This is a genomic window from Vibrio atlanticus, assembly GCF_024347315.1.
Taxonomy (GTDB): domain Bacteria; phylum Pseudomonadota; class Gammaproteobacteria; order Enterobacterales; family Vibrionaceae; genus Vibrio; species Vibrio atlanticus.
In genome coordinates, this window is record NZ_AP025460.1 from 918,471 (window position 1) to 940,279 (window position 21,809).

The following is a 21,809-nucleotide window of genomic DNA, read 5'->3' on the forward strand; positions in this document are numbered from 1 at the left end:
TTGGGTATAAATATTGCTTAACAAATATCTATAAGCTTAAAGCTGACTCAAGTGCGTTTTTCATAATCTGAACCATTAATGAAAAGCAAAGATTGTTCCAACATTGTAATCCATTGAAAAGAGTCATGGCGAGAACATATTGGAACAGCAAGCACTAAATATATCTGGAGATAAGAGAATGAAAAAATGGCTCGTAGTAATGAGTGTCATGTTAATGACATCATGCGCTTATTCGCCAATCTATAACGGTAAATCTGAGTATTCAGGCAGTCCGTTTATGTTGATGGACAGCCCGCGTCATACCATGGATTTTTTCGTGGAAAGCATGACCGAAGATTTGATCTTGTCGAATACGAGTATTTCAGCCAGAACACCCATTGCCATTACCTCGTTTGTCGATCTGCAACACATGGACACAACCAGTTGGTTAGGAAACTCGGTATCAGAAGGTTTCATTCATCAGTTTCAGCGTCGAGGTTTTAAAGTGGTTGATTTTAAAACCACAGGCTCTATCCAAGTGACCCACCAGGGGGATTTTGCTATTAGCCGCGATTGGAAAGACTTAGCCCAAGAGCAAGACGTCCAGTATGTTTTGACTGGAACTATGCTTCGTCAAGAAGGCGGTGTTCTAGTAAATGCTCGTGTGGTCGGAATGCAAACTCGCATCGTTGTTGCTTCCGCACAAGGCTTTTTACCTGCAGACCGTATTGGTCGTGACTTAGATACTCTGAACAGTATTCGAACTCAAGACGGGGTTATTATTCGTTCTGATCCAACGATCAGTCAGCCTCATACTGTTATTCTTCGCCCTTAGGAGTTCGTGATGAAGAAGTTAATATTTGTTGTTGCCGCTTTATTGCTTGTCGGCTGTCAACCATTACAAAGCATGAGACCTAATGACTTTTTGGTTGCGGTTGGCTACGCGAGTGTCAGCGAGCAGAAAGGTCGTAATGACGAAGAGAAACGTATTCGAGCAATGAGAGCCTCTAAAATTGATGCGTATCGTGAACTTGCCGAGCAAGTGTATGGTATGCGCGTGAGTGGTCGAGCTGAGCTTGAAGATCAGCGTCTTGGTACTGAGAGAACTTCAGGCGCGGTTGATGGTGTTATCCGTGGTGCCGAAGTGGTGCGCAGTTACCCTGTTGGCGACAGCTATGTGACTGAACTGCGGTTAGATATCCAAAAAATGGAACAACTGCGTAATTATGGCGAAGTTCAACCAGTGCCTGAGAAGAGACAACAAACGTTGTTCTAGTTTAAGGATCGTCTAGTCATAGGTTTCTCCTGTTATATTGGCTGCTATTCGCTTTCCAGATGGCGTAACGACAACCAGTAACGGCTATGAATAAGAAAGCGGCAAGTATTAAAGTACTTGCCGCTTTTTTGTTTATCGGCTTGGGGAGTACATTCACAGGTTTAGTGGGAGATTTGACTAGTGTAACGAGAAGGGTTGGCTGAGATACAGATACAGATACAGATACAGATACAGATACAGATATGAGAGGGAGGTGGTTTACCTACTAGGCTTTAACGTTGGTTCCTAGCGTAGAAATTGTATGCGTTTGGCCTCCGGCATTGTAGGTCATGCCAATTTTACCGTGACTTTGCTGCATCATATTGCTGAGTTTTTTGAAGCTAAGGTGTGCTCGATTCAAGGCTTCGCCATTTACTAGGTTCGCTTGATGGCAGTCGTGCACTATGGATTTGATGGTTGCGACTAACTGAGCAAGTTCAGGGTTCTCGGTCAGTTCAGATATATTAGTATGGGCAGCGATTCGTTGATCGGTTGATCTTAGTTGTTCAACAAGAACCACTTTCTCTTTGGCTATTCGCTCAATATCGCTTGATTGTCGGCTTGTAATAGCGATTTTCTCTGAACTCAACAATTCAGATAAGGCTTTGGCATTTTGAAGTTGGAAATTAACTAAATCTGCTAGTGCCGCCATAATGTAACCTACTAATAACCTCGTGTACTTTAAGATAATAACTTTATTTAAAAGCTAATGTTTGCTTAAAGACCTTTTAATTCGTTTTCAAATTTCATCATGTTGTCGGCCAATTTTTCTGGATCAACAGTGTATGAACCATTTGCGATCGCTTCTTTTATTGCCGCGACTTTCACTGAATCGAAACTTGGTTGTGCTGCCATCTCTTGATGGAGTTGACCAATCGCCTTGCCTTGTTGGCTTAGTGAAACCGCATCTTTGCTTGCGGGTGATTTAGGTGATGCATCAGATCTTGATGCCTCAGACTTAGAATCAGAGCGCACTGCTGATCGGTTAGTGCTCGCTAGGGTTTGCCCTGAACGAATATTATCAATACCTGCCATAGTTAAGCCTTTTTCTTCAAAATGGGAACCTGTACAGTCAATATCGACCATGGGTGAGAATACTTTAGCAATTTTTAGCTCAATAGTCGAAAACGAACCAAACACCTCAACCGTTATAATTGGATGTTAGAGTTGAGAATAAAAGCGCTAACGATACCGACACTTTAAAGTGAAGTGTTAAAAGTAAACCGTGACTTCAGACATGCTGGTAACAATACCTTCGATTATACGCTGTGATTTGTCATTTTTCACTCTAACTTGATCACCCATTGAGCCATCGGTAAGTGCAGTACCTTTGGTGGTGATGGTCATGCCACCTTTTACTGCCTGTATGATAACCTTCTCATTTCGGCATACGACACAAATATCGCCTCTTTCGACAACATCACCGGGTCTAAGGTTCTTTTTTACCTTAGCTCCGATGACTTGTTGTGGAGTGGTAAAGCCTTGGCGACGAAATTTGTTGAGAGAAATCATCGCAGTCGTGACGTCGTATTGACCGACAATTTCGCCTCTCGCCAGTGAGCGAGTCGTTGTGACAAGTGGTACTGACATTGAAAGGCGCACTGGCACGTAAACACGCCATTCATCAGGAACACAACGAACTAAAACAGTAATGCTGCTACGGGTGTTGGTTGTTGTTGAGGCACTAGTCTCGAGGGGGATAGGACAATTTGTGGCTTTGATTCTAGAGTCTACATTAGCGGAATTAACAAAAAGTTCACCGCCTCGCGGTTGCTCCACCGAGTCAAGGATGTGTTGCTCAGCCGCTGATTGGATCATGTCAATTTGTTCCGGCGTTGCCGCGTGTGTAAAAAAACTAAACAATATTGTTAGAATGCCGATAAACTTAGCGACAGTTTTAAAAATAGTTCTACACATAGCTATGGAAAAAAGATATATGTTTGCTTTATGATATGTCATTTTATTTCTCTAGTGGTTCGTAGCCTGCAGTAGACTAACACTTTCTATCCAAAAAGTTTGATATGGAGATGAGCTCATGACGGGTATTCTTGATTCAGTGAATCAGCGTACGCAACTCGTCGGTCAAAACCGATTAGAATTACTAACCTTTCGCCTAATGGGGCGTCAGCGTTACGGTATTAATGTATTTAAAGTGAAAGAGGTTTTACAATGCCCTCGTCTGACTTTAATGCCAAATTTACATCATCTCGTAAAAGGTGTGGCTCATATTCGTGGTCAGACAGTTTCTGTCATTGATTTGAGCCTAGCGGTAGGCGGACGTCCTACATCTGATATCGATAAGTGCTTTGTGGTGATTGCTGAATTTAACCGTACTATCCAAGCATTCCTCGTAAGCTCTGTAGATAGAATTGTTAATATGCACTGGGAAGCTATTCTTCCACCACCAGATGGTTCAGGTAAAGATAATTACCTAACAGCGGTAACCAACATCGATAATGAATTGGTTGAAATTCTGGATGTTGAAAAGATCCTTGCTGAGATCTCACCTGTTGATGAGACCATGGATAGCAGAATCGCAGAGGAAATTGCAGAAGTTGAACAAGAGAAAGAATTGGTTCGCCGAATCTTGATTGCTGATGACTCGACGGTTGCTCGTAAGCAGGTTCAACGTGCTATAGAATCTATTGGTTTTGAGGTCATTGCTGTCAAAGATGGTAAAGAAGCCTATGAGACTCTGATGAAAATGGCATCGGAAGGCAGTATTTACGATCAAATTTCATTGGTGATTTCAGACATCGAAATGCCAGAAATGGACGGATACACGCTGACGGCTGAGATTCGTCGTCACGCTGAACTAAAAGATTTATACGTAATTTTGCACTCATCATTGAGTGGTGTATTTAACCAAGCCATGGTTGAGCGTGTAGGGGCTAACTCCTTCATTGCGAAATTCAATCCTGATGAGCTTGGTGGCGCGGTTAAAGCTGCGTTAACTAACTAAAAGAGACATTAATGACTGCTATAACAATAAGTGATCAAGAGTATCGCGATTTCAGCCGTTTCTTAGAATCTCAATGTGGCATTGTATTAGGTGACAGTAAGCAGTATTTAGTGCGCAGTCGTCTAAGCCCATTAGTAACGAAGTTTAATGTAGCTTCATTGTCTGATTTGCTAAGAGATGTAGTGACAGGTCGAAACCGTGAGTTGAGAGTGGCGGCAGTGGATGCTATGACGACTAACGAGACACTTTGGTTCCGAGATACTTATCCGTTTGCTGTACTAGCGGATAAACTTCTACCGGAAATAGCGGCAAATAAACGTCCTATCAAGATTTGGTCTGCGGCAAGCTCTTCAGGCCAAGAACCATACTCAATGGCTATGACGATACTTGAGACCCAAGCACGTAAGCCGGGTATGTTGCCAAATGTATCGATTACTGCTACTGATATTTCAGCAAGTATGTTGGATATGTGCCGCACCGGCGCTTATGACAACCTTGCCTTGGGCCGAGGACTCTCTCCTGAGCGCCGTCGCACTTTCTTTGAAGATGCTGGCGATGGTCGTATGAAAGTGAAAGACAACGTTAAGCGAATGGTAAACTTCCGCCCTCAGAACTTGATGGAGAGTTATGCACTGTTAGGCAAATTCGACATTATCTTTTGTCGTAACGTGTTGATTTATTTCTCTCCGGATATGAAGTCAAAAGTACTTAACCAGATGGCAAATAGCCTGAATCCTGGTGGTTACCTGTTATTGGGTGCGTCTGAATCGTTAACTGGCTTAACGGATCGTTTTGAAATGGTTCGCTGTAATCCAGGCATCATCTACAAATTAAAGTAATTAGTGTCACCACTTTAAGGTGCAATATTACTGTCTAAATTTAAAACCCAGCCAAGTGCTGGGTTTTCTTTTTCTCATTTAATCTATATCTTTAAGTCAGAGTGACATTCCAATTTACTCTATTTGTTGGCTTGTATATTGCAAGTTTACCCACGAGTAACCTGTAAAAGTAATGGTTGGCCACTTTGTTTTTAAAGTTGGTATATATATTGCTTAGGTTATTTCATAACAGTCAGTTCTTGAGTTGAGGTTTACATGGCTATTTCTTTTGACAATGCTTTAGGCATTCACCAGCACACAGTTGGTGTACGTGAGCGTAACGCTGAGGTGCTTTCCACCAATATCGCGCAAGCTAACACGCCTGGGTATAAAGCAAAGGGATTAGACTTTAATAAATCACTGCAGGCGGCAAGTTCTGGGGCAAGCATTGGTCTTAGCCGAACAGACGGTCGGCATATTTCTGCCTCAACAACGGTGAATGGGGAAACGAAGTATCGAATTCCTACGCAACCTGATACTGGAGATGGCAATACGGTTGATTTGGATTTGGAACGAAATCTTTTCATGCAAAACCAAATTAGGCATCAAGCCTCTCTCGACTTCTTAGGAAGTAAGTTCAAGAATTTAACTAAAGCGATAAAAGGGGAATAACTAGATGAGCTTATTTAATGTATTCAATGTGACTGGTTCTGCGATGAGTGCTGAATCTGTTCGTCTAAATACTACCTCAAGTAACCTTGCTAACGCAGACAGTGTAAGTAGCTCTGCTAAAGACACTTACAAGGCTCGTCACGCAGTGTTTGGCGCTGAGTTAAATCAGGCACGTAATAGTGGTCACACTGTGCCAGTAAAAGTATTAGGTATCGTAGAAAGCGATAAACCGCTGAATGCGGAGTACAACCCAGATCACCCGTTAGCGAACAACGAAGGCTACATCTATAAGCCTAACGTGAACGTTATGGAAGAAATGGCAAACATGATTTCAGCATCACGTGCGTATCAAACAAACGTACAGGTTGCTGACTCGAGTAAACAAATGCTGCTGCGTACGCTGCAGATGGGTCAATAAGGATAAGGAGGTAGCAAATGGCTGGAATCAACAATGTTGGTCAAAGCGGCTTGTCCTATGTTGACCAGCTGAAGAGTCTTCAAGATGGTGCTAAGAAGCCCGATGAAACAACAGGTAAGCAAGATCTTAAACAAGATGACTTCTTATCGTTGTTGACTAAGCAACTTGCACAACAAGACCCTTTTAAGCCGGTTAGCAATGACCAGATGATTGCGCAAATGGCTTCATTTGCGACCGTAGATGGCATTGGCAAAATGAATACACAGTTTGAAAGCTTGAATTCATCAATGACCTCTAACCAAGCACTGCAGGCATCTTCTTTGGTTGGCCGCGATGTATTGGTTCCTGGAGCGGCAGGTGTGAAACAAGGTGATGGCGGTATGGCGTCAATGGTTAAGCTTCCTCAGGCAATGGACAATGTAATGGTCCGTGTTGAGAATGAAGTTGGCCAATTGGTTCGCACTTTTGATATCGGGTCAAAACCATCTGGTGACACGCGTGTTGAGTGGGACGGAAAAGACGAAGACGGTAATCCATTGCCGGCCGGTAAATACAACGTGAAAGCGTCGGGTTTATTGGAAGGTGAGAACACAGAGTTCCAAGTGTCGAGTTATGCGAACGTGAACAGTGTGCTTCTTGGTAAAGGTGATGGCAACGTACTACTCAATCTGGCTGGTTTTACATCGCCAGTACGACTTGCTGAAGTACTAGAAGTTGGTAAAGCGTAGCTCTTTTTAGAGTGATTATGCTAGCTAGATTAGGAGAATATTGGAATGTCATATGTATCTTTAAGCGGTCTATCCGCTGCACAATTAGACCTGAATACAACCAGTAACAACATTGCGAACGCAAACACATTTGGCTTTAAAGAGTCTCGTGCGGAGTTCGGGGATGTTTACTCAAGCTCGTTGTTCACTAACGCAAAAACGACGCCAGGAGGCGGTGCGCAAGCTAGCCAAGTGGCACAACAGTTCCATGAAGGTTCAAGTATCTATACGAATAACCCAATGGACTTGCGTGTAAGTGGTACAGGTTTCTTTGCAGTATCGAAAGACCGTATGGTGCCAGAGATCAATGAACTAACGCGTAATGGTGCATTTCACCTAAACAAAGACAACTACATGGTTACGGCCAATGATGAGTTTCTTTTAGGCTATGATGTTGATCCAAATACCGGTGAAGTTCTTTCTTACGCACCAAAGCCTCTCGACATTCCAGCTGAGTTTGGTAAGCCTAAACAGACAGAAAACATTGAAGTAGGGGTTAACCTTCCTGCGAACGGTGATCTTAAAGACCCGGCAACATTTGACTTCAAAGATCCAGATACCTATAACCGTGCAACGTCTTCGACGGTCTACGATTCTATGGGACAGTCTTACAAGTTAACGACTTACTACCTAAAAGATCAGACTCAACCGAATACTTGGCAAACGTACTACACCATGTCAGATGAAACGGGCGAGAAGCCGGTAAATATTACTGGTGGCGACGCGACGAATTCAGCAGGTCATGTTGGTCACACCATGAAATTCAACAATGACGGTACCTTAGCAAGCCTTAACAGTGGTCAGCCAATTCTATCTGATCCTATCGGCGCTGGTGAGAACGCAATTGATTTGAACGGTGCAGATCCGACACAGGTACTTAACTTTGGTCTGGATTCTTCAACTCAGTTTGCCGCTCCATTCGAACTGTCTAGGTTTGATGAAGATGGCGCGACAACTGGTTTCTTAACGAAAATCGATTTCGATGAGTACGGCAGTGTTCTAGGCAGTTACTCAAACGGTGAAAATGTGATACTAGGCCGCGTAGGTTTAGTTCGTGTACCTAATGAGCATGGTCTAGATAAGAAAGGCGGCACTCAATGGGATTCTACTAACGCTTCAGGTGATAAAATCTGGGGTGAATCAAATAAAGGTTCATTTGGTAGTATCAACAATGGCTCACTAGAGCAGTCGAATATCGACATGACTCAAGAATTGGTTGATTTGATTTCTGCTCAACGTAACTTCCAAGCGAACTCTCGTTCTCTAGAAGTACACAACCAACTACAACAGAATATTCTTCAGATTCGTTAATCGTTTCGAGCGTTTGAATCATCTGCGAATACCCAATTCAATGTTATTGAATTGGGTATTGTTGATGAATTACGTATGGCTGTTTGCTTTTCTATTTGCCGCCCCTATTGCCGCCCGGTAATGCCTCTGGCAACAATTCTTCCTCAATGATCCTTTACGATCAGCCTTTTTTGTTGTTTTTTCATTTAAGTTTTTGATAAGTAACAGTTAAAAATATTGGCATAGTGTTTGCTTTGTTAGTTCCAGAAAATGATTTTTGGAGCAAAATTATGGATCGCGCACTGTTTCTTGCCATGAGCGGCGCTAAGCAAAATATGCAGGCTTTGCAGCTGCGTTCAAACAACCTTGCCAATGTAAGTACAACGGGTTTCCGTGCTGATTTAGCACAGGCACGTTCAATGCAAGCGTATGGTGAAGGCATGCCTACTCGTGTTTTCAGCATGACAGAGCGTCCGGGTCATAATTTTGCTCAGGGTAGTGTGGTTACTACTGGCCGAGATCTAGACGTCACCATTCAAGGTGATGGTTGGATTTCAGTAATGGACAATACTGGCCGTGAAGGTTTAACCCGTAACGGTAACCTGAGGGTTGACCAAAACGGTTTACTTACCAACGCAAGTGGCCATTTAGTGCTTGGTGAAAACGACGCACCAATCACGCTCCCAATCCCAATAAGTAAAGTAGAAATTGGTACTGATGGTACGATTTCGGTGATTCCTCAAGGCGCTCCAGCTGAAGAATTAGCCGTAGTTGATCGTATTAAGCTTGTGCGTCCAGATAACCAAAGCTTGTTTAAAGATACGAATGGCCTATTCCGTTCGAAAAACCCAGATCAGGCATACGAAGCAGATGCAGCGGTAACGTTGCTTAAAGGTGCTATCGAAGGCAGTAACGTAAATGCCGTAGGTGAAATGACCAGCTTAATTGACTTACAACGTCAGTTTGAAATGCAGGTCAAGATGATGAGCACAGCAGAGGAAATGGACAAGTCGTCTGATTCACTGCTTCGTATGAGCTAATAGAATTTTAAGGAAATTGCTATGCATCCAGCATTATGGGTAAGTAAAACCGGTTTAGACGCCCAACAAACCAATATTTCAACAATTTCAAACAACCTTGCCAACGCCTCAACCATTGGTTTTAAAAAGAGCCGCGCGGTGTTTGAAGATCTGTTCTATCAGAATATCAACCAACCGGGTGGCCAATCGTCTCAGAACACTGAGTTGCCAAGTGGTTTGATGTTGGGTGCTGGTTCTAAGGTAGTAGCAACTCAAAAGGTGCACACACACGGTAATGCACAAACAACCTCGAACAGCTTAGATATGATGATCGAAGGTGACGGTTTCTTCCAAGTTGAAATGCCAGATGGTGAAACAGGCTACAGCCGAAATGGTCAATTCACACTGAACGGTGATGGCGCGATCGTAACATCGGGTCAAGGTTATGCCCTACAACCCGAAATCGTTATTCCTGAAGACGCGATCTCGGTAACGGTTGGTAACGATGGTGAGGTGTCGGTTCGTCTACGTGGTCAGCAAGACAACGTTGTGGTAGGTCAAATCACCATTACTGATTTCGTAAACCCAGGTGGTTTAGAGCCCATTGGCCAAAACCTTTACTTGCCTACAGGTGCAAGTGGTGACCCGCAAGAGGGGGTTCCAGGGTTGAACGGCTTAGGTAATGTTCGTCAGTCTATGCTTGAAGCATCCAATGTAAACGTAACTGAAGAGTTGGTTAACATGATTGAAGCTCAACGTGTATACGAAATGAACTCAAAAGTTATCTCGGCGGTAGATAAGATGATGAGCTTCGTTAACCAACAACTGTAGCTGGTTAACGAAGCTGTTTACTTATTTCTTTTAATCGTTCTGTTTACTATTGTCTGCTGAGAGTACATCGCCATGAAACGTATTGTTTGTTTAGCTCTGTTTTTATCTATGACGGGCTGTACCACACTGGAGCCAATTGAAACTCCGGCGCAAGAGAACGCAACGACTGTGGTTGATGCTGTAGAAGGCGACAAGGCTGCCCAGGAAAGCTCTGGCATTATCGACACACTTCGAGATAGAACTGACCCTATTGCTGGTGATCCTGCATGGGCGCCAATTAACCCGAAGAAAAAACAAGAGCATTATGCGGCAGCAACAGGCTCACTGTTCAATGCTAACCACATTGGTAGCATGTATGACGACTCAAAACCTCGCGGTATTGGTGACATTATTACAGTTGCGTTAGATGAGAATACGCGAGCGACTAAAAAAGCTAATGCAGATATGTCTAAATCGAACGATGCATCGATGGAACCGTTAGCTGTAGGTGGTGAAAATCTAGAACTTGGTAAATACAACTTTTCTTACGATCTGAGTAACACCAACACCTTTGCTGGAGATGCATCAGCTAACCAAAGTAACAGCATTAGCGGTTACATTACCGTTGAAGTTATTGAAGTATTAGCTAATGGCAACCTAGTGGTTCGCGGTGAAAAATGGATGACGTTGAATACGGGTGATGAGTACATTCGCTTAAGTGGCACCATCCGCCCTGATGATATCGACTTTGAGAATACCATTGCTTCGAACCGTGTCTCGAATGCACGAATTCAGTACTCAGGTACGGGTGTGCAGAAAGATATGCAAGAACCTGGGTTCTTGGCACGATTCTTTAATGTATCTTTGTAGAGCTTGAGACTGTGTCGACATACTGACATTTTAAGAACTATCTAATTTCAAGCTAACTCATTATAAATTAAAGCAATACAGACAGGTTACTCAATGAAAAAACTAACACTCGTACTTTTCGGCATGCTATTTCTTGCCTCCAGTGCTCATGCCGCGCGTATAAAAGACGTGGCAAAAGTAGCGGGTGTTCGTAGTAACCAACTTGTCGGTTATGGTTTGGTGACGGGTTTGCCGGGTACCGGTGAGACAACTCCCTTTACTGATCAAACGTTTAACGCAATGCTGCAAAATTTTGGCATTCAATTGCCGCCTGGCACTAAGCCAAAAACCAAAAACGTAGCGGCGGTAATCGTTACCGCTGAACTTCCGGCATTCTCTAAGCAAGGTCAGGAAGTAGACGTAACGGTGTCGTCTATTGGTTCAGCAAAAAGCCTTCGTGGTGGTACTTTGCTGCAGACTTTTCTTAAAGGTCTAGACGGTCAAGTGTACGCTGTGGCACAAGGTAATTTGGTGGTGAGTGGTTTTAGTGCTCAAGGCAACGATGGTTCTAAGCTCGTTGGTAACAACCCTAACGTCGGTATCATCTCTAGCGGTGCGACGGTAGAGCAAGAAATCCCAACCCCATTTGGTCGTGGTGACTACATCACTTTCAACTTAATCCAATCTGATTTTACTACGGCTCAGCGTTTAGCTGATGCGGTTAATAATTTCCTAGGCCCTCAAATGGCGTCTGCGGTAGATGCGACTTCTGTAAAAGTTCGTGCTCCACGTGAAATCAGCCAACGTGTGGCTTTCTTGTCTGCCATCGAAAACATCGAATTTGACCCTGCAGAGGGCTCTGCAAAAATCATTGTTAACTCTCGTACCGGTACTATTGTTGTTGGTAAGCATGTGCGCTTAAAAGCAGCAGCAGTAACCCACGGCGGCATGACAGTCGCAATCAAAGAAAATCTAAACGTAAGTCAACCTAACGCATTCTCTGGTGGTCAAACGGTAGTCGTTCCTGATTCGGACATCGAAGTAACCGAAGCCGATGGTAAAATGTTCAAGTTCGAACCCGGTTTAACGCTCGATGATTTGGTACGCGCTGTCAATGAAGTCGGCGCCGCACCTTCTGATTTAATGGCAATCCTTCAAGCACTGAAACAAGCGGGTGCAATTGAAGGTCAGTTGATCATTATTTAAGGGATAAAGCATGATTAAAAATAACAATGACATCGGCTTTATTCACGATATTGGTAGCCTAGACCGTCTTCGTCAACAAGCGGTAAGCGGTGAAGAAGGCAGTGAAAAAGAAGCGCTAACCGCTGCAGCAAAACAGTTTGAATCTATTTTTACCTCGATGTTGTTTAAGTCGATGCGTGATGCAAACTCGAGCTTTAAGTCAGATATGTTGAACAGCCAGAATGAACAGTTTTATCGTCAGATGCAAGATGACCAAATGGCGAGTGAACTCAGTGCGTCAGGTTCGCTCGGTCTTGCGGACATGATCGTAGCTCAGTTAAGCGCTGGCCAAGCAAATGATGCAACTGAAGATAAGGTTCGCAATGAAGGCTTTGATACCTCTCTGCAAAGACCGCAGTACTCTGGTCGTTCAGAAGATAAATCACCTGAAGTTCAATCTGCGCAAGCTATGTCAGCAACAGACGTGTCAGCAGCCAAACAACGAGCTTCCTTCGATTCTCCAGAATCGTTTGTTGCCTCAATGAAGCCTTACGCTGAAAAAGCAGCGAGTGCGCTCGGTGTCGATTCATCACTGCTATTGGCACAAGCGGCACTTGAAACAGGTTGGGGTTCTAAGATGATTAAGAACTCTTTGGGCAACAGCAACAACCTATTCAATATCAAAGCCGATAGAAGTTGGAAGGGCGATAAGGTTGCTACTCAAACTCTAGAGTTCCATGGTAAAACAGCCGTTAAAGAGTCTGCTTCTTTCCGTTCTTACTCTAATTTCGAAGATAGCTTTGATGATTACGTGAAGTTCTTGAACGAAAATCCAAGATACGAAACGGCATTGCAGCATCAAGGTAACTCTGAGAGTTTCATCAAAGGCATTCACCAGGCGGGTTACGCAACCGACCCTAACTATGCCGACAAGGTTTTACGAGTTAAAGCTAAGATTGATGAGATGAAATAGCGTTATTGAATGCACTCGAGAGCTTGCCACCGGCAGGCTCTTTTCTTATCCGCTCCTTCAGTCTTACCCGCCATCCATAGTTTTCTCCTTACACTTCAACAAATTATTGTCTTTTAACTCTTCGTTATTTCTATTGGCACATATATTGCTAATTATCTTAATAATAAGCTGTAGTAGTTAATCAGTTCATGCTGATTTTGTTAAGTTTTTTGGGGGCATTATGGCGTCGGATCTTCTGAATGTAGGAGCACAAAGTGTTCTTACTGCTCAGAGACAGCTAAACACCACAGGTCATAACATTTCTAACGCCAACACAGAAGGCTATAGCCGCCAGTCTGTGGTTCAAGGTGTGAATGACCCGCGCCAGTACGGTGGTCAAACCTACGGCATGGGTGTGCATGTGGAAAATGTTCGCCGCTCGTGGGACCAATTTGCCGTCAAGGAACTTAACTTATCAACAACCAATGCCGCTAACAAAGCGGATACCGAAGCTAACCTGGATATGCTGTCAAGCATGTTGTCATCGGTTGTTTCGAAGAAGATCCCAGAGAACCTTAATGAGTGGTTTGATTCTGTTAAGACGCTCGCTGATACCCCGAATGATGTGGGTACACGAAAAGTCGTCATAGAAAAAGCTGGGTTATTAAGTAAAACGTTAAATGAATTTCATGAAACCGTTCGTCAACAGTCTGATTCTGCGAATAAGAAATTAGACATGGGTATCGAGCGAGTTAACCAAATTGCATACGAGATCCGTGATCTTCAGCGATTAATGGTACGAACTCCCGGACCTCATAATGATCTACAAGATCAGCACGAACAGCTAGTTAATGAGCTTTCTGGTTACACTAAAGTGACGGTGACACCACGAGCTAATAATGAAGGGTTTAATGTCCATATCGGTAATGGTCATACCTTAGTTTCTGGTACAGAAGCGAGCCAACTGAAAATGATCGATGGCGTACCAGATGCACATCAGCGTCGTCTTGCTATCGTAGAAGGAAAGTCATTAAAGGCGATTACTAACCGCGATATTGATGGACAAATCGGCGCGATGTTAGACATGCGTGATGAACATATTCCTGCAGTTATGGATGAGCTTGGTCGTTTGGCTACCGCGTTTTCGTACGAGGTCAATGCACTGCAATCGCAAGGTTTGGATCTCAATGGCAATGTAGGTAAAAACCTGTTTACCGATGTGAACTCTGAGTTAGTGGCTAAGTCTCGTGTTACTGCTCACGGACAGTCAAAAGCGGATGTCGCGGTTTATATTGATGATACTTCTGCTCTGAAAGGCGGCGAGTATGGTCTGAAATACGATGGCAGCGATTATGTGGTGATTAAGCCAGATGGTGAAACGGTAAAAGTTAGCACCAATTCAACCGGCAATGCCTTTTATTTAGATGGCATGCGAGTGGAAGTTCGCAATCCACCTGAACTGGGTGAGAAGCTATTACTACGCCCAACCCGCAACTTTGCCGCGCAGATTCAGATGGAAACCAAAGACCCTAAAGATATTGCGGCACAAAGCTATGAGGCATCAACTACCTTTGCCAAAGGCACTGCAGGTTTCAAAATTTTGGCGGCAGGTCAATTACGAGAGTTTGAAGTGATCGTGTCACCAAAGGGCGAACAGTTTGCGGTTACCGATCCTAAGGGCAACATACTTATGCAGCCTCAACCGTATCCACCACAAGGCCCAGTGACAATTAATGGCACAACGTTTGAACTTACACCGGGCGCGGTGGCAAACGATAAATTTACGGCAAACCTTGTCCCATCAGAAGGTGACAATGGCAACTTGCGTAAATTGCAAGATCTCCAAACAGGCAAAGTCCTGGATGATGATGAGTCTACGATTTTAGATCTTTACCACAACTTGAATACCAATACGGGCTTGAAATCTTCAACGGCAAATCGCTTGAGTGATATTGCTAGGCTAGAAAAAGAGTCAGCTCAAGAACGTATTGCTTCAGTCTCTGGGGTGAACCTAGATGAAGAAGCGGCAAATATGATGAAATTTCAGCAAGCGTACATGGCTTCTTCACGCATCATGCAAGCCGCCAATGATACGTTTAATACTATTTTGGCTTTGAGGTAGGAGATATAAATGTTGACTCGTATTTCTAGCTTTCATAATTATCAGTCAGTACAAAATGACTTTCGCCGCCAAGAAAACAAGGTGCATCATAATCAAGCACAACTGGCTTCCGGTAAGAAATTACAGTCGGCGAGTGATGATCCTTTGGCGACGCATTATTTACAAAACATAGGCCAGCAATCTGAGCAACTTAAACAGTATGTCGATGCGATCACTCTAATTAGAAACCGGCTTGAACATCATGAAGTCATGGTCGCCAACTCGGAAGGGTTCGCGGATGAAGCAAAACGAACCGTGATGGAAATGATTAACGGTGCACTTTCACCGGAAGACCGCTTAGCGAAGAAGCGTGAAATTCAAGAGTTATCGAATAATCTTCTACATTTAGCTAATACTCAAGATGAGTCAGGTAACTACACATTTTCAGGAACCAAGCCCAAGAGCCAGCCATTTTTTCAAGATAATGAAGGAAATGTTTCTTATCAAGGTGATGACTATCAAAGAAAGATGCGAGTAGCAACTAGCTTTGAAATGGCAATGAACGATCCGGGCAGTAAGTTGTTTATGGAAATAGATAACCCGTTTGGTGACTACGAGCCTCAGTATGATCTTGAACCGGCCTCTGAGTTATTACTAGGGCGCGCAACCAATAAATCTGAAGATGGTTCTACTTATAAAGTAACTTTTGTTGATATGCAAACAGGCAAGTTCGCTTACCAGCTTGAAAAAGATGGCGAAGTGGTTGCCTCGGAAGATTTTGATCCTTCGAAAGGTGTTGTCTATGAAGGTCTGAATATCCAATTCAAGGGGCAGATCACGAAGGGTGACTCGATCACTTTAGAGCCGAGAAAGACATTTTCTATTTTTGATACATTCAAAGAGACCGCCGAACAGGCTGAAAATCCAGTATCGGATGCATCGGCAACGGCAAAACTGCACCAAATGACAGAAGAATTTCATGCCGCGTTTATTCATTTGACTAAGGCGAGAACGGATGTCGGTGCACGTTTGAGTACGTTGGATATTCAAGAGCAGCAACATGAAGATTTTAAGTTGTCTTTAGCGAAAGCAAAAAGCAACTTTGAAGACTTGGATTATTCGAAAGCCATCATTGAATTCAATGAAAACTCTCGAGCGTTACAAGCTTCACAACAAGCGTTTGGCAAGACCAAAGACCTGACCTTGTTTAATTATATTTAGCTGTGAACAGTCGTTAATCTGGGGTTAGTTCTCTGCCGTATGTGCTATGCCATACGTGCGAATAATCCTATGGATTGCCGCTTTTTTATTCAAAGTGGCATGTTTTAAAAATAGCGGCAAAAAACGGCAACGAGAGATATTAATCTCTTATATTCTCGACTTAATTCAATTGTTACTTATGGTGGCTTGTAATTAAGTCTCTGTTTTATTGTGATTTTTTAAATTATTGTGATTGGTTTAAAAAGTTGGCACATAACATGCTTTTGTATTTGTCATAAATGATTAATACAGATCTTAAACCTTATCTAGGGTTTATCGCGTAATACACGGTCAGTGCTTATCCATATGAGAGTAAAGCTGGCCGCTTCGCAGAAAGTTTGCGAACTCATAAGGAGAGCAATATGGCTATTAATGTAAGCACTAACGTATCTGCTATGACAGCACAACGATACTTGAATAAATCATCTAATGAACTAGCGACTTCTATGGAGCGCTTGTCATCAGGTCACAAGATCAATAGTGCAAAAGATGATGCGGCTGGTCTGCAAATTTCAAACCGTTTGACAGCCCAATCTCGTGGTCTTGATGTAGCAATGCGTAATGCAAATGATGGCATTTCTATTGCTCAAACAGCAGAAGGCGCGATGAACGAATCAACGAACATACTACAACGTATGCGTGATCTAGCGATTCAGTCATCAAACGGCACCAACTCTCCGGCAGAGCGTCAAGCACTAAACGAAGAGACTATGGCTCTTCAAGATGAGCTTAACCGTATCGCAGAGACCACGGCTTTCGGTGGCCGCCGTTTGTTGAATGGCTCATTTGGTGAAGCTTCATTCCAGATTGGTTCAAATTCTGGTGAAGCGATGATCATGGCGCTGACGAGTATCCGAGCGGATGATTTCCGTATGGGTGGAACAACATTCGACACTGAAAACGCTAAAGATAAAAGCTGGGAAGTACCACTAGAAGCCAAAGATCTTAAGTTTGAATTCAAAACCAAAGCGGGTGAAGAGGTTGCTATAGATATAAGCGCTAAAGCAGGCGACGATATCGAAGAACTAGCCACCTACATAAATGGTCAATCTGATTTGATTAATGCGTCGGTTACCGATGAAGGACGCCTGCAGGTATTTGTTGCTGAGCCAGATTTAGATGGTGAGATGAGAATCTCGGGTGGTTTAGCTTCCGAACTTGGTTTCAAAATTGATGCTCCTGAAGGCCAGGAAACCACAACTACGGCGGATGGCAAAGTTGTACCTGCTCCTGCTGTAGGTCGAACGACATTAGTTCAAGATATCGATTTGAATACTGTAGCAGGTTCACAAAACGCAATCAGTGTCATCGACTCTGCAATGCAGTACGTTGATTCACAGCGTGCTGATTTGGGTGCGAAACAAAACCGTCTAAGCCACAGTATTAATAACTTGGCAAACGTTCAAGAGAACGTAGACGCTTCAAACAGCCGAATCAAAGATACGGACTTTGCGAAAGAGACAACGCAAATGACCAAAGCTCAAATTCTGCAACAAGCTGGTACATCAATACTTGCTCAAGCAAAACAGTTGCCTAACTCTGCAATATCACTATTGCAATAGTTATTGGTTGAACTCGCTATTCGTGTTCAGACGTGAACCGCTTAGCGAGGGATACTGGCAAGCATACTTACTATTGGGTGTTTAGCTCTCTCATCTCTCACCTGCTATCCATTTTTACGGTAAGAATGCAACGGCGCGTCGGAAATGTGTTCATTTCTCGATGATCTCCGCACAGGCTCTGACACGCCAACTAGCCCCGGTTCCTTCACAGGAAAAGGGGCTTTTTCCTTTCTATTTCTACACTTTTTTCTTTTAGATCGTCTAGTTTACCTTTCAAATCCGTAAAACCTCGATCTCACTTACCTGTTTCACGACAAACAACTCAACTCTTTGTATAAGAAGCATACCAATCTGAACTCTTTGGCGACTATTCATTTCTCGACATTGGGTAACTCAAATAGTGATTAGTGTGTTTTTTAAACACTTTTTAAATGCATTCTCAATTGAAGACTGCCACTGTTATAGAAAGTGTTATATTTTAAGTGTATGATAAATATGATTTTAATATTTAATTTGTGGTTTTTTGAAAGTTTTTCTAAAGCTTCTGAATTTTGAGCCGTTATTAAAAGTAACTTAGAGATAACTACTTGGTTTTCCGAGACGTCGGAAACCGCTATACCGGAAAATCAATTGGAGAAATCACCATGGCAGTGAATGTAAATACTAACGTTTCAGCAATGACAGCACAACGTTACCTAAACAGTGCAAACAGCGCTCAACAAACATCAATGGAACGCCTATCTTCAGGCTCTAAAATCAACAGCGCAAAAGATGACGCTGCTGGCCTACAAATTTCGAACCGTTTGAACGTTCAGAGTCGTGGTCTTGATGTTGCTGTACGTAACGCGAACGATGGTATCTCTATCGCTCAAACGGCAGAAGGTGCGATGAATGAAACATCAAACATTCTACAACGTATGCGTGATTTGTCTCTGCAATCAACAAACGGTTCAAATACAAAAGCTGACCGTGTAGCAATCCAAGAAGAAGTAACGGCGCTTAACGATGAATTGAATCGTATCGCTGAAACTACCTCTTTTGGTGGCAACAAGCTGCTTAACGGTACTCACGGTACTAAGTCATTCCAAATTGGTGCAGACAATGGTGAGGCAGTAATGCTTCAGCTGAAAGACATGCGTTCTGATAACGACCAAATGGGCGGCAACAGCTACCAATTTACAGAAGCTAAAGGTAAAGATTGGGGTGTAACAGCTGGTGCTAATGACTTAACCATGTCATTAAAAGATAGCTTCGGTGACCAACGAGAAATCAACATCTCTGCTAAAGCAGGCGATGATATCGAAGAGCTAGCGACTTACATTAACGGTCAACAAGACCTAGTAAAAGCGTCAATTGATGAAGAAGGTAAACTGCAAATCTTCGCTGGTAACAACAAAGTTGATGGGGAAATTGCATTTTCTGGTGCTTTATCAGATGAACTAGGTATGACAGCAGGTGCTAAACCTGAAGACCCAAAAACGCTAGAGGCTAAGCAAGTTACGGTTGATAGTATCGACGTAACGTCTGTTGGTGGCGCTCAAGAATCTGTCGCTGTTATCGATGCTGCACTTAAATATGTAGATAGCCACCGTTCTGAGCTTGGTGCTTTCCAAAACCGTTTCGACCACGCAATTAACAACTTAGACAACATCAACGAAAACGTTAATGCATCTAAGAGCCGTATCAAAGATACCGATTTCGCTAAAGAAACGACTCAGATGACTAAATCTCAGATCCTTTCTCAAGCTTCAAGCTCGATTCTTGCTCAAGCGAAGCAAGCTCCGAACTCGGCACTTAGCCTACTAGGTTAATCGGTTGAAAGGCCACATTGACCATGTGCATTATTGTTTATAATCGTCAATGTTAGGCTTCCACAAATTAGCTCGTGGTGAGAGATGAGCGCTAAATAAACCCAGCTTCGGCTGGGTTTTTTATTGCCTGCTATTTGGCTAGGGTGAATTTGGAAAAAGTGCCGTAATGCTTAAAAGAGCAAAAACGCGAGACCCTCTATCACGTTCGTTCCTCACTGTAGGGAATGACCGAGTCGGGAAATGCTGATTTAAGCGCTTATCGCTTATTGTAGCGAAGTAGCCTTTCGTCATTCCAGAACCGAGCAGAGCGAGGTATCAGGAATCTTTTCTTATATCAATGTTCTGATGGATATTGATACACATAGTGTTAATACCGATCGTAGTAAATAACTTATCACCCTAGCTTGCTAAAAAACTCGATAACGACGTTAGAATTTTTGATTGTAGAATAACTACTTATCGAAAAAACCTACCTTTTCTCAGCCTTTTTTCTGCGCTATTTCTACTCACTTACTTACTGTGATTGGTATAAATTCGGCTTTAAAAGATGTCGTGAGATTAATTGATCTACTTCACGTTTTTTTTAACATTGAAAATAATACGAAAAAAAATGCATTTTTTATTAAAGCTTCTAGTTAAGGGGCCGTTAAAGGGATTGAGAGAAATGATATGTACCAATGTAAGGTGAGAGAGACACTGGTATATAAAACAAAATAACATGTGTTTTTGTGAGGTGAGAGTCACATAAGTGCATGAAAAAATGCCTAAAGGAGATCAACTATGGCGATTAATGTAAGCACAAATGTGTCTGCAATGACGGCTCAGCGCTACCTAAATAGTGCGGCTGAAGGTACTCAAAAATCAATGGAGCGTTTGTCTTCTGGCTATAAAATCAATAGCGCAAAAGATGATGCTGCAGGCCTACAAATCTCTAACCGCTTAACGTCGCAAAGTCGTGGCCTAGATATGGCTGTAAAAAACGCGAACGATGGTATCTCTATTGCACAGACAGCTGAAGGTGCAATGAATGAGTCAACCAATATCCTGCAACGAATGCGTGACCTTTCTCTTCAATCTTCAAATGGTTCAAACACGAAATCTGAACGTGTTGCAATTCAAGAAGAAGTCTCTGCTCTAAACACTGAGCTTAACCGTATTGCTGAAACGACCTCTTTTGGTGGTAATAAGCTTTTGAACGGAACTTTCGGTAGTCAATCTTTCCAAATTGGTGCAGATTCTGGTGAAGCAGTAATGCTGACAATGAATAATATGCGTACAGATACTGAAGCGATGGGCGGTAAGAGTTATAGCGTTGCTGAGGGGAAAGATACGTCTTGGCGCGTAGGTGAAGATTCTGTCCTAACGATGAAGTACCAAGATCAGTTTGGTGACGTTCAAGATCTGTCGATTACTGCGAAAAAAGGTAATGACATGGAAGAACTTGCCACTTACCTAAACGGTCAAAGCCCGGATGTTCAAGCTTCGGTAGGTGAAGGCGGTAAATTGCAACTCTTCGCTTCAAGCCAAAAAGTTGATGGTAATGTTGAGTTTGGCGGCTCTCTTGCTGAAGAGCTAGGTCTTGGCTCTGGTAAAGATGCAGAAGGTAAAGAGATTCCTGGCAGCAGCAAGGCTATTGTAACGGATGTTACTGTTAACGACATTGATGTAACTTCTGTTGCAGGTTCAAACAACGCTGTATCTATTATTGACGGTGCCTTAAAGGCAGTAGACAGTAATCGTGCCTCTCTTGGTGCATTCCAAAACCGTTTTGACCACGCAATCAGCAACTTAGAAAATATTAACGAAAACGTTAATGCGTCTAAGAGCCGAATCAAAGATACTGATTACGCAAAAGAAACAACGGCAATGACGAAGTCTCAAATCTTACAACAAGCGAGTACTTCTATTTTAGCTCAAGCAAAACAATCACCATCAGCAGCTTTAAGCTTATTGGGCTAAACTTACTTCAGTAAGTAACGGTAAACTCTACTGTAGGTAGAGTTTTACTGTTAGGCTCATAAAGTTGGGAGGGAGAGTGT

General features: G+C 43.0%; 21 protein-coding genes. 18 read left to right on the forward strand and 3 right to left on the reverse strand.

Annotated elements, in window-relative coordinates; all coding sequences use genetic code 11:
* The first annotated feature begins 178 nt into the window (after positions 1-178).
* Entirely contained in the window at positions 179-814 is a 636-nt protein-coding gene (locus OCV30_RS04265) for a FlgO family outer membrane protein (protein WP_012603422.1), read from the forward strand.
* 9 nt (positions 815-823) lie between these two features.
* Positions 824-1,255, forward strand: coding sequence for a flagellar assembly lipoprotein FlgP (gene flgP, locus OCV30_RS04270; RefSeq protein WP_012603423.1), 432 nt, complete (start codon positions 824-826; stop codon positions 1,253-1,255).
* 265 nt (positions 1,256-1,520) lie between these two features.
* Here the strand turns inward: flgP and OCV30_RS04275 are convergent, their stop codons facing one another.
* From OCV30_RS04275 to flgA, 3 genes are all read right to left on the reverse strand, one after another.
* The gene (locus tag OCV30_RS04275; RefSeq protein WP_009848580.1) at positions 1,521-1,946 is read right to left on the reverse strand and encodes a flagella synthesis protein FlgN; all 426 of its coding nucleotides are present in this window, start codon (positions 1,944-1,946) and stop codon (positions 1,521-1,523) included.
* A 65-nt stretch (positions 1,947-2,011) separates the two neighbouring features.
* Complete coding sequence (flgM, locus tag OCV30_RS04280; protein WP_065678650.1) at positions 2,012-2,329, reverse strand: flagellar biosynthesis anti-sigma factor FlgM; 318 nt, start codon at positions 2,327-2,329, stop codon at positions 2,012-2,014.
* 177 nt (positions 2,330-2,506) lie between these two features.
* Positions 2,507-3,253: a flagellar basal body P-ring formation chaperone FlgA gene (flgA, locus tag OCV30_RS04285; RefSeq protein ID WP_012603426.1), complete on the reverse strand. Its 747-nt coding sequence runs from the start codon at positions 3,251-3,253 to the stop codon at positions 2,507-2,509.
* Between the two features lie 76 nt (positions 3,254-3,329).
* On the opposite strand from flgA, the gene OCV30_RS04290 reads away from it, so the two are divergent.
* From OCV30_RS04290 to OCV30_RS04365, 16 genes are all read left to right on the forward strand, one after another.
* Positions 3,330-4,256 carry a chemotaxis protein CheV gene (locus OCV30_RS04290; RefSeq protein ID WP_009848577.1) on the forward strand — a complete coding sequence of 309 codons (927 nt, stop codon included), beginning with the start codon at positions 3,330-3,332 and terminating at the stop codon, positions 4,254-4,256.
* Between the two features lie 11 nt (positions 4,257-4,267).
* Positions 4,268-5,095 carry a protein-glutamate O-methyltransferase gene (locus tag OCV30_RS04295; protein ID WP_009848576.1) on the forward strand — a complete coding sequence of 276 codons (828 nt, stop codon included), beginning with the start codon at positions 4,268-4,270 and terminating at the stop codon, positions 5,093-5,095.
* Positions 5,096-5,350: 255 nt separating this feature from the next.
* Complete coding sequence (gene flgB, locus OCV30_RS04300) at positions 5,351-5,746, forward strand: flagellar basal body rod protein FlgB (protein ID WP_009848575.1); 396 nt, start codon at positions 5,351-5,353, stop codon at positions 5,744-5,746.
* 4 nt (positions 5,747-5,750) lie between these two features.
* Positions 5,751-6,164 (forward strand): flagellar basal body rod protein FlgC, encoded by a 414-nt coding sequence (gene flgC, locus OCV30_RS04305; RefSeq protein WP_009848574.1) that lies wholly within the window; start codon positions 5,751-5,753, stop codon positions 6,162-6,164.
* Positions 6,165-6,181: 17 nt separating this feature from the next.
* A complete protein-coding gene (gene flgD / locus OCV30_RS04310; RefSeq protein ID WP_009848573.1) occupies positions 6,182-6,892 on the forward strand; it encodes a flagellar hook assembly protein FlgD in 711 nt (236 codons plus the stop codon).
* 45 nt (positions 6,893-6,937) lie between these two features.
* A complete protein-coding gene (gene flgE, locus OCV30_RS04315) occupies positions 6,938-8,242 on the forward strand; it encodes a flagellar hook protein FlgE (RefSeq protein WP_065678587.1) in 1,305 nt (434 codons plus the stop codon).
* A gap of 269 nt (positions 8,243-8,511) precedes the next feature.
* On the forward strand, positions 8,512-9,261 hold the full coding sequence (gene flgF, locus OCV30_RS04320; RefSeq protein ID WP_009848571.1) for a flagellar basal-body rod protein FlgF: 750 nt from the start codon (positions 8,512-8,514) through the stop codon (positions 9,259-9,261).
* Between the two features lie 21 nt (positions 9,262-9,282).
* On the forward strand, positions 9,283-10,071 hold the full coding sequence (flgG, locus tag OCV30_RS04325; RefSeq protein ID WP_009848570.1) for a flagellar basal-body rod protein FlgG: 789 nt from the start codon (positions 9,283-9,285) through the stop codon (positions 10,069-10,071).
* 72 nt (positions 10,072-10,143) lie between these two features.
* Positions 10,144-10,920, forward strand: a complete 777-nt coding sequence (gene flgH, locus OCV30_RS04330) for a flagellar basal body L-ring protein FlgH (protein WP_012603427.1) — start codon at positions 10,144-10,146, stop codon at positions 10,918-10,920.
* Positions 10,921-11,013: 93 nt separating this feature from the next.
* Positions 11,014-12,105, forward strand: coding sequence for a flagellar basal body P-ring protein FlgI (locus OCV30_RS04335; protein ID WP_009848568.1), 1,092 nt, complete (start codon positions 11,014-11,016; stop codon positions 12,103-12,105).
* A gap of 10 nt (positions 12,106-12,115) precedes the next feature.
* Positions 12,116-13,057, forward strand: coding sequence for a flagellar assembly peptidoglycan hydrolase FlgJ (gene flgJ / locus OCV30_RS04340; protein WP_065678588.1), 942 nt, complete (start codon positions 12,116-12,118; stop codon positions 13,055-13,057).
* A gap of 220 nt (positions 13,058-13,277) precedes the next feature.
* Positions 13,278-15,158 (forward strand): flagellar hook-associated protein FlgK, encoded by a 1,881-nt coding sequence (flgK, locus tag OCV30_RS04345; protein ID WP_065678589.1) that lies wholly within the window; start codon positions 13,278-13,280, stop codon positions 15,156-15,158.
* Positions 15,159-15,167: 9 nt separating this feature from the next.
* Positions 15,168-16,358 carry a flagellar hook-associated protein FlgL gene (gene flgL, locus OCV30_RS04350; protein WP_012603430.1) on the forward strand — a complete coding sequence of 397 codons (1,191 nt, stop codon included), beginning with the start codon at positions 15,168-15,170 and terminating at the stop codon, positions 16,356-16,358.
* Between the two features lie 401 nt (positions 16,359-16,759).
* Entirely contained in the window at positions 16,760-17,959 is a 1,200-nt protein-coding gene (locus OCV30_RS04355; protein ID WP_065678590.1) for a flagellin, read from the forward strand.
* Positions 17,960-18,603: 644 nt separating this feature from the next.
* The gene (locus OCV30_RS04360) at positions 18,604-19,770 is read left to right on the forward strand and encodes a flagellin (protein WP_009848563.1); all 1,167 of its coding nucleotides are present in this window, start codon (positions 18,604-18,606) and stop codon (positions 19,768-19,770) included.
* Positions 19,771-20,550: 780 nt separating this feature from the next.
* Entirely contained in the window at positions 20,551-21,729 is a 1,179-nt protein-coding gene (locus OCV30_RS04365; protein ID WP_009848562.1) for a flagellin, read from the forward strand.
* Positions 21,730-21,809: the final 80 nt, after the last annotated feature.